The sequence below is a fragment of the Pseudofrankia coriaricola genome (assembly GCF_001854805.1).
Classification (GTDB): Bacteria; Actinomycetota; Actinomycetes; order Frankiales; family Frankiaceae; genus Pseudofrankia.
The window spans coordinates 1-8917 of sequence record NZ_MBLO01000014.1 but is presented as its reverse complement, the minus strand read 5'-3'; the positions used below and the strand labels follow the sequence as shown (position 1 = coordinate 8917).

General features: G+C 71.1%; 7 protein-coding genes. 5 read left to right on the top strand and 2 right to left on the bottom strand.

Annotated elements, in window-relative coordinates; translation table 11 throughout:
• The 4 genes from BCD48_RS03210 to BCD48_RS03195 form a co-directional block, all read left to right on the top strand.
• Positions 1-959 (top strand): thiamine pyrophosphate-dependent dehydrogenase E1 component subunit alpha (locus BCD48_RS03210; protein WP_083418101.1); only part of this gene is annotated, 959 nt, incomplete at its 5' end.
• Positions 947-1987, top strand: a complete 1041-nt coding sequence (locus tag BCD48_RS03205; RefSeq protein WP_083418100.1) for an alpha-ketoacid dehydrogenase subunit beta — start codon at positions 947-949, stop codon at positions 1985-1987. The genes BCD48_RS03210 and BCD48_RS03205, both read left to right, overlap by 13 nt.
• Positions 1988-2208: 221 nt before the next feature.
• Positions 2209-3885, top strand: a complete 1677-nt coding sequence (locus tag BCD48_RS03200) for a dihydrolipoamide acetyltransferase family protein (RefSeq protein WP_071046720.1) — start codon at positions 2209-2211, stop codon at positions 3883-3885.
• Between the two features lie 626 nt (positions 3886-4511).
• Positions 4512-4760, top strand: a complete 249-nt coding sequence (locus BCD48_RS03195; protein ID WP_007516179.1) for a hypothetical protein — start codon at positions 4512-4514, stop codon at positions 4758-4760.
• A gap of 235 nt (positions 4761-4995) precedes the next feature.
• Here BCD48_RS03195 and BCD48_RS03190 read toward each other — a convergent pair whose 3' ends face one another.
• Together BCD48_RS03190 and BCD48_RS03185 are read right to left on the bottom strand one after the other, a co-directional pair.
• Positions 4996-5292, bottom strand: a complete 297-nt coding sequence (locus BCD48_RS03190; protein WP_083418099.1) for a hypothetical protein — start codon at positions 5290-5292, stop codon at positions 4996-4998.
• A gap of 250 nt (positions 5293-5542) precedes the next feature.
• Positions 5543-7525: an acyl-CoA dehydrogenase gene (locus BCD48_RS03185; RefSeq protein WP_071046721.1), complete on the bottom strand. Its 1983-nt coding sequence runs from the start codon at positions 7523-7525 to the stop codon at positions 5543-5545.
• A 542-nt stretch (positions 7526-8067) separates the two neighbouring features.
• Here BCD48_RS03185 and BCD48_RS51025 point away from each other — a divergent pair.
• Positions 8068-8742 carry a hypothetical protein gene (locus tag BCD48_RS51025; protein WP_071046719.1) on the top strand — a complete coding sequence of 225 codons (675 nt, stop codon included), beginning with the start codon at positions 8068-8070 and terminating at the stop codon, positions 8740-8742.
• Positions 8743-8917: the final 175 nt, after the last annotated feature.

Below are 8917 nucleotides of genomic sequence, written 5' to 3'. Positions count from 1 at the left end.
GCCAAAAGCCAGCCGCGGAGGCCACAAAGGGCAACACAGCCCAAAGCGGCTGGCAGGCTGGCCAAAAGCCAGCCGCGGAGGCCACAAAGGGCAACGCCGTCGACTGCGCGACGATCGCGTACTTCGGCGACGGCGCCTCCAGCCAGGGTGACGTGGGCGAGGCGTTCGGCTGGGCGGCGGTCTTCGGCGCACCGGTTGTCTTCTTCTGCCAGAACAACCAGTACGCGATCTCCGAGCCGACCACCCGGCAGTCGCGCGTCCCGATCAGCCATCGCGCCGCCGGCCACGGCTTCCCCGGGGTGCGGGTCGACGGCAACGACGTGCTCGCGACGCTGGCGGTGACCAGGTGGGCACTGGCCCGCGCCCGCGCCGGCGAGGGCCCGACGCTCATCGAGGCTGTCACCTACCGGATGGGCGCGCACACCACCGCCGACGATCCGACCCGGTATCGGGACGCCGACGAGGTCGCCCGGTGGGCCAAGCGCGACCCGCTGGCCAGAGTGCGTGCGCACCTGACGGCCCAGAACGCCCTGGACGACACGACGGCCGCCGCCGTCGCCGCGCGGGCCGACGAGGCCGCCGCCGACCTGCGCCGCCGTTGTCTGGCCCTGCCGGACCCGGAGCCGCTGTCGATGTTCGACCACGTCACCGTCGTCGAGAGCGGGCACGTGGCAGCCGAACGCGCCGACCTGGCCGACTTCCTCGGCACCGACGACCGCCCCCCGGCGCCCTCCTCGACATCACCACGCGCGGCGTCCGCGGACGCCGCGCATCCGAGCCCGGCGCATCCGACCCCAGCGCCAGCGGACTCGGCGCCTGTGAGCTCGGCGCCTGTGAGCTCGGCGCCGCGGGCCCCGTCGCCACCGGGCTCGTCGCCACCGGAGGCGAGCCTGGCCGCCGCGCGCCCCGTCGCACCGCCCCCACAAACCCCGGGACCGGAGGCATCGTGCCCACGCTGACCCTGGCCGGCGCGCTCAACAGCGGCCTACGCGCGGCGATGGAGGCCGATTCGAAGGTCGTCATCATGGGCGAAGACATCGGCCAGCTTGGCGGGGTCTTCCGCGTCACCGATGGGCTGCGTGAGCGGTTCGGCGAGGAACGGGTGATCGACACGCCGCTTGCCGAGTCAGCGATCATCGGTACCGCGATCGGGATGGCGATGCGCGGCTTCCGCCCGGTCTGCGAGATCCAGTTCGACGGCTTCGTCTACCCGGCGTTCGACCAGATCGTGAGCAACCTCGCCAAACTGCACTACCGGTCGGCCGGGCGAGTGCGGATGCCGGTGACGATCAGGATCCCGGTCGGCGGCGGCATCGGGGCGGTGGAGCACCACAGCGAGTCGCCCGAGGCCTACTTCTGCCACACCGCCGGGCTGAAGGTGGTCACCTGCTCGAACCCGGCCGACGCGCACGTCATGATCCAACAGGCGGTGGCGGCGGATGACCCGATTATCTTCCTGGAGCCGAAGCGGCGCTACTGGGAGAAGGACGAGGTCGACCCCATCGACCTGGCCAGCCTGAACGGCCACGCGGACCGGGCGGGCCGCGCCGGCGTCGGCACGGCCCCAGGCGGCCCGGCGCCGCTGTTCACGAGCCGGGTCGTGCGGCCCGGGACGGACGCGACCCTGGTCGGCTACGGGCCGATGGTGCGCACCTGCCTGGACGCGGCGGTGGTCGCCGAGGCGGAGGACGGCCGCTCGGTCGAGGTCATCGACCTGCGTTCACTGTCGCCGCTCGACCTGGACCCGGTGATCGCCTCCGTGCGCCGGACCGGACGGCTGGTCGTCGCCCACGAGGCGCCGTCGAACGTGTCGCTGTCGGCAGAGGTTGCGGCCCGGGTGACCGAACAGGCCTTCTACTCCCTGGAAGCGCCGGTCCTGCGGGTCACCGGCTTCGACACCCCCTACCCACCGTCACGGCTGGAGGACAGCTACCTCCCCGACGTCGACCGCATCCTCGACGCCGTCGACCGCTCCTTCACCTACTGACGCCCTGCCGGCCGTTACTGACCCCCGGCCGGCAGGCAAACGCCCGAACCAGCCGCACCAGAAAGATCGTGGATCACCACGATGGCTGAAACGCAACAATCAACGCAGCACAAGGGTGAATCGGAAGGTGACCATCTCAACCACGATGGCTGAAACGCAATCCCGAACGCAACACAAGGGATAACGCGGAAGGCGACCACAGGAAGCTTCTGGGAGGAACGGTGGCGCGACGAGAGTTCCGGCTCCCCGATCTGGGTGAGGGGCTCGCGGAGGCCGAGATCGTCCGCTGGCTGGTGGCGGTGGGCGACACGGTGACGGTCAACCAGCCGCTGGCCGAGGTCGAGACCGCGAAGGCTCTGGTTGAGCTGCCGAGCCCGTTCGCCGGCCGGCTCGTCGCGACGCACGGCGCCGAAGGTGAGACGATCTTCGTCGGCGCGGTGCTGGTCACCATCGAGGACGACGAGCCGACGGACGCGGATGGCGGCGGGCCTTTGGCACAAGCCCCAGCGGCGGTGCCCGTCGATGAGCCGGCTGGCGGCGGGCCGGCGGAGGCCGCGGGGCCGCCCGTGTCAGGGCTGGAGGTTCCGGACGTACCGGTACGCCGCGGCGGCGGGCGCGAACCGGTGCTCGTCGGCTATGGCCCGCGTACCTCGGCCGGGGCCGCCGGCCTCGGCCGCGCGCGCCGGCGCAGGCAGCGGGCCGCGACTCCCACGGAGCCGACGCCTCCGGCCGCGGCCTCCCAGGCCACGGCCCCGCCGGCCCCGCTGAACGCCTTCGCCGCCGGCGCCGCGAGCACCTCCGTGGGCACGCGGACACCGGCCGCCCCGCCTGGCGGTGGTGGGGCCGACGGCGGGCGGCCCGCCGACGAGGCGGCCGCCGGACGGGGCGGCCGGGCGTTGGCAAAGCCACCGGTGCGCAAGCTGGCCCGCGACCTGGGTGTCGATCTAGGTCTGCTTTCCGGCACCGGTCCCGCCGGATCCATCAGCCGTGCCGACGTCGAGACCGCGGCCCGTGCGCTGGTCACCGGCGCGCCGGAGGGCATGACGCGGCCGGCCGAGCCGGACGCCTGGGCACCGCCGGCACCACCGACCAGGGAGCCGGCCAGTCAGCCGGCGGCGTCGGCCACCGGCCGCGCGGGGGCTGGGCAGGTCGGCCGGATTCCGGCCGAGGCCACGTTCGACGCGGCCAGCAGGATCTGGCGGGTTCCGGTCTCCGGCGTGCGCCGGGCCACCGCGCGCGCCATGGTCAGCAGCGCGTTCACCGCGCCGCACGTGACCGAGTTCGTGACCGCCGACCTGACGGAGACGATGGCCACGCGCGACCGGTTCGCCGCGCTGCCGGAGTTCGCCGGGGTCAAGGTCACACCGTTGCTGTTCGCCGCGCGAGCCCTCCTCGTCGCGGTCCGGCGACACCCCATGATCAACACCAGTTGGGTCGAGCGTGAGCGGCGCGACCCGGAGATCGCCGTCTCGGAGGCCGTCAACCTCGGCATCGCGGTGGCGTCGCCACGCGGGCTGCTGGTGCCGAACATCTCTGACGCCGACCGGCTCGACATGGCTGGGCTCGCCCACGCGCTGGCCGATCTGACCGCGCGAACCAGGGCCGGTCAGGCCAGGCCCGCGGACCTGACCGGCGGCACGATCACCATCACCAACATCGGCGTGTTCGGTGTGGACACCGGCACGCCCGTGCTGAACCCCGGCGAGGCCGCGATCCTGGCCCTGGGCGCGGTCCGCCCGGCCCCCTGGGTCCACGAGGGCCAGCTCGCCGTCCGCACTGTGGGGCAGCTGGCGCTTTCCTTCGACCACCGGCTGGTCGACGGTGAGCTGGGCTCCGCCGTGCTCGCCGACGTCGCCGCCATGCTCACCGACCCCGCCCTCCTGCTCGCCTGGTCCTAGAGGGCCAAAGGGTGTGCGAAAATGATCTTCCTTCGCACACCCGGCGGCCGTTGTCCCCAGGATCACTAATGGACGAGGCGCTGGACGCGCTCGCCTTCATGTCGGGCGCTGGACCCGACCTCCCAGATCACGACCTCCCAGATCGCTTACCTCCCCGATCACGACCTCCCAGATCGGCTTCGCCGATCCGGCAGAGACCCCGTCCGCAAGCTCCCAGACCTCCCAGATCAGCTCCGCTGATCCGGCAGGGACCCCGGATCCGGCAGGAACCCTGCTCCCCACGTGGTTCCCGGCCAAGGTGTACGGCGTTGGTCGGCGTGGATCAGGATCACCAGAATGGCTGGGTTGGCACTGCGCCAATGCGCCGTCACCGGCCGTGGCTGGGTTCCGTGACCGGCTTGCCAGATCACGAAGCCGGTGCCTGACGGGTCGGCCCCGCGATCATGACGGAGCGCACCACCGCCGCTCGGCGCCTCAATGGATGGCTCCAGGATGGCCAAGAGTGGCAGGTAGCAGCAAAGGCCGCAGATGGGGCGAACAACAGGCGCCGGAGCCGGCCTGGTACCGTGGCGCACGCGTCCAGCTATCGGCACGACTCCGGCTTCCCGGACAAAGGGGTGAACCGCATGACGCGCGTGGAGGCTCTGCTGGCCGCGGACGAGTTCGTCGCCAAGGTGCTCACCTCTGCCTCATCCGCGGGTACCACCGGCGGTCGTTTCACCGGCGCGCTGAACCTGGCCGAGCGGGTCGATCTCACTCTCCGTGTCGCCCGCTTCCTCCTCGAGGGCCAGCCCTCGTCGGAGACCGACGACATCCTCAAGCGCGACATGCGCAACGAGCTCGATCAGGCTTTCCCCCCGCTCCGGACCTCCTGACCAGGTCTAGCCAGATGCAGGGGGCCCCGCACGGCGCCGAAGGCACCGTGCGGGGGAAGCATTTCCCGCCTCTCCGTACATCCTGAAAAAAGGTTGGCCAGGGGCGAAGAAAGCGCACGCATCCCCGCCGCGCACCTGCTGACAGACCCATGGAGCCAAGGGTTCCCGCCGGGTCTGTTCCGGTGCCGGTGTGCGCCGGCCGTCGAGACCAGGCGCACCGCGGTACGGCGAGGAATCAGCGGTGGATATCCGGGGCGATGTCACGCGCGGGAGCGACGAGCGGGGCCGTCGGCTCGACGAGGACGATGCCATCATCGGGCGGAAGCGGCGGGTGCGTGCCCTGCTCGATGGACTCCTCGAAGACGTGCCGACGCCACCGCTCGCGGTAGAGCGCCGTCGCGAAGCCGATGACGCTGACCAGCATCACGATGACACCGACCGCCGTGAGATCGATGCCTGGTGTGTCGCCACGGACGGCGAACGCCAAGACCGCGCCGAACGCGAAGAACCCGAGACTTGCCATGATTCCCATACCAGATCGGTACCCCGGTAGGACCTAGCCGGAAACAAGCGGTCTGTCCGACACGTCGACCTTTCCGCCACGCGCCATCAGACGGACGCACCCCAGGCGCGCCCAGGCGCCGGGTCCTCCGGCGGCCCGCTCCAGATCAGCGCCCAGGCCGCGGGCCAACCCAACGCGAATCCGGGAGGGAAGCACGATCGGCCGCCTGGCAAGGCACCAGGCGGCCGATCGCCCATCGTGGGCGGGGCTGGTCAGGTTGTCAGAAAGCGTTCTCGGGGACATCCATGAGGTCGAGGGTGGTGGCCTCGAGCATCGCGCGACGGGCGCGCAGCTCGGGCAGGATGTTGGCCGCGAACCACTTCGCCGCGGCGATCTTGCCCTGGTAGAACGGCACGTCCCTGGCCGTCGGCGAGTCGGCGAGCGCCGCCAGGGCGACCTCAGCGCCGCGCAGCAGCAGCCAGCCGATGATCAGATCGCCGAGGCTCATCAGCAGCCGGGTGGAGTTCAGGCCGACCTTGTAGACCTCACGCTTGTCGTCGGCGGCCCCCGTCAGGAACCCGACCATCCCGCCGACCATCGACTGGACGTCCTCGAGCGCGGCGGCGAGCTGGTCACGCTCCCCGGCCAGCGCGCCGTTGCCGGCGTCGCCCTTCGCGAACGTCTGGATGTCGATGAGCAGCGCGGTGAGCGCCTGGCCCTTGTCCCGCACGATCTTGCGGAAGAACAGGTCCTGGCCCTGAATGGACGTTGTGCCCTCATACAGGGTGTCGATCTTGGCATCGCGGATGTACTGCTCGATCGGGTAGTCCTGCAGGTAGCCGGACCCGCCGAGCACCTGCAGCGCGCTGGCCAGCAGCTCGTACGACCGCTCCGAGCCGACGCCCTTGACGATCGGCAGCAGGAGGTCGTTCATCCGCGCGGCCCGCTCGGCGTCCGATCCGGCGCCGCCGGACAGCGCATCATGCGTGCCCGGGACGCCCGGGGTCCCTGCCGGATCCGGGGTCCCTGCCCGATTAGCGACAGGGTCCCTGCCGGATCGACGGAGTCGATCTGGGAGGTCAGCGATCGGGGAGGTCTGGGAGCCGATCTGGGAGGTCTGCTCGGCCAGTGCCACCGTGTCCTGGAAGGAGGCGGTGAAGAGGGTCAGCGCGCGCATGCCTTCGGCGTAGGCCTTCTGCGCCATCAGCATCCGCCGGACGTCCGGGTGGTTGATGACGGTCACCCGCGGCGCGGTCTTGTCGGCGGCCTGGGTCAGGTCGGCACCCTGCACGCGGGTGCGCGCGAACTCAAGTGCGTTGAGGTAGCCCGTGGACAGGGTGGCGATGGCCTTGGTGCCGACCATCATCCGGGCGTGCTCGATCACCTGGAACATCTGGGCGATGCCGTCGTGGACGTCACCGACGAGCCAGCCGACCGCCGGTGCCCGCTCGCCGAAACGCACTTCACAGGTCGCGGAGACCTTCAGGCCCATCTTGTGCTCGACGTTGGTGACATAGACGCCGTTGCGGGCGCCGGGGGCGCCGGTGTTCGGGTCGGGCATGAACTTCGGGACGATGAACATCGACAGGCCCTTGGTGCCGGGGCCGTGGCCCTCCGGCCGAGCCAGCACCATGTGGAAGATGTTCTCGGGGACATCCCAGTCACCGCTGGTGATGAACCGCTTGACGCCTTCGATGTGCCAGGTGCCGTCTGGCTGCGCGACCGCCTTGGACCTGCCCGCGCCGACATCGGAGCCCGCGTCCGGCTCGGTGAGCACCATCGTGGCGCCCCACTGCCGCTCGATCGCCCAGCCGGCGAGCTTCTTCTGCCAGTCGGTGCCCAGCCGGTCGAGGATGCCGGCGAACGTGGGGCCGGCCATGTACATGAACACGGCCGGGTTCGAGCCGAGGATCAGCTCGGAGGCCGCCCAGGCGACCGTGGGCGGAGCGCCGAGCCCACCGAGGTGCGCGGGCACGAACAGCCGCCACCACTCGCCCTCCTGCAGGGAGGCGAAGGACTTCTTGAACGACTCGGGCAGCCGCACGGTGCCGGTGGCCGGGTCGAACTGGGGTGGGTTGCGGTCCGCGTCCGCGAACGACTCACCCAGCGGGCCGACCGCGAGCCGCTCGAGCTCGGCCAGCACCTCGTGGGCGGTCTCGCGGTCCATCTCCGCGAACGGGCCGGTACCGAGGATCCGGTCGACCCCCAGCACCTCGAAGAGGTTGAACTCGATGTCCCGCAGATTGCTCCGGTAGTGCCCCATGGCCGCCCCCATGTCATATGTGGCCTCCGGCCGCGCGAGGCTTCGCCATGATCGCGCGGCCTTCGGCCGTGTCATGTGTGGCCTCCGGCCGCGCGAGGCTTCGCCATCGCGGCCTTTGGCCGTGTCCCTAGGGCCTCCGGCCGCGCCGAGGCTTCATCGCCTCGTCACGGCCATCGGCCAGTCCCACCCTCGCCGCGACCCGCCGGGCCGTCGTTGACTTAGTTACCGGCGAGTACGTGATACCCCATGCTACTCGTCAGTAACCAGGACGCAAATGCGACTCGACGGCAGCCACCGGGCGCCCGATCACCCGAAGAGGCCGGCGTCCACACCCAAACCACGACAGATGGCCATCCAACGATCAATGGCTTATCTAAGCTGAGTGATGGGTATCGGTCGGACATGGGCTGACGGAGCCGCCGGAAGGGCGGCGCGGCGCTACGGAGCGCGATAGCTTAGCGAGCGCCCTGTAACCGGGCGGTCGGCAGTTGCTCCCAGCGGTCGGCGCGCGCCCGCGGTCCGCCGGGTGGAGGAGGTAGGCCGTGGCCGGTTGGGCACACGTTCGCCGGCGAAACCGGCGACCTGGTCTCGGCCGCCGGGCGGTCGTGGCGGGTGTACTACCAGTGCTGGTCGTCACCGCCCTGACCGGATGCGGGCAGAGCAAGGACGAGACGGCTGGCTCGTCCGCCCCCCAAGGGGTTACGGCGGCCACGACGGACCCGGGGGTGCGGCCCACCACGCCCGAGCCGAGCCCTCAGCCCGCGCCCACCACGAGTGGCGTGACCAGCGGTGGCGGCACCGACAGCGGCGCCGGTGGCACCGGTGGCACGACGGGCTCGGGCGAGCCGGGCGGTGGTGGTGCGGCAGCCGGCGCCGGCGGCGGCGACCCGGTTCCCTCCGGAGGGAGCGAGGCATCCGCGAAGCCCAACGTGTCCGCGTCGCCCGTCTTCGTCGGCGAGCCCTGCGCGCCTGGTCAGGACACCGCGCCCGCCATCGCGATCAACGGCCTGACGCTCTACTGCGCCCCGCCGACGCCCGGATCCAATGGCCTGGGCAGCTGGTCGGACGTTCCGTCCCAGCAACAGCAGCAAGGGCCTGCGCCGGGCGCGGAGTGCGATAGCTCAGATATGGGACACGTCCAGCAGGATCCCTCCGGCCGCCCGGTCGCCTGCCTGCGCGAGCCCAACGGCGAATTCCGGTGGGCGGACATCTCCTGACGATCGTGGCCGGTGCGGCTGGCTATCGTAGGGGCACCGCGAACGTGAGGCGGGCCGCTTGACGCTCGGCTTCGCCACTATCGCGCACCCTTTGGCCCTGTGATCCCATGGACGGTGGCCGCCGGGTGCGCGAAGGAAGACCATTTTCGCGCACCCTTTGGCCCTGTGATCCCAT

Excerpts from the sequence above, each read along its gene's own strand:
- BCD48_RS03185 (WP_071046721.1), bottom strand. The coding sequence starts at position 7,525 with ATGGGGCACTACCGGAGCAATCTGCGGGACATCGAGTTCAACCTCTTC.
- BCD48_RS03190 (WP_083418099.1), bottom strand. The coding sequence starts at position 5,292 with ATGGGAATCATGGCAAGTCTCGGGTTCTTCGCGTTCGGCGCGGTCTTG.
- BCD48_RS03195 (WP_007516179.1), top strand. The coding sequence starts at position 4,512 with ATGACGCGCGTGGAGGCTCTGCTGGCCGCGGACGAGTTCGTCGCCAAG.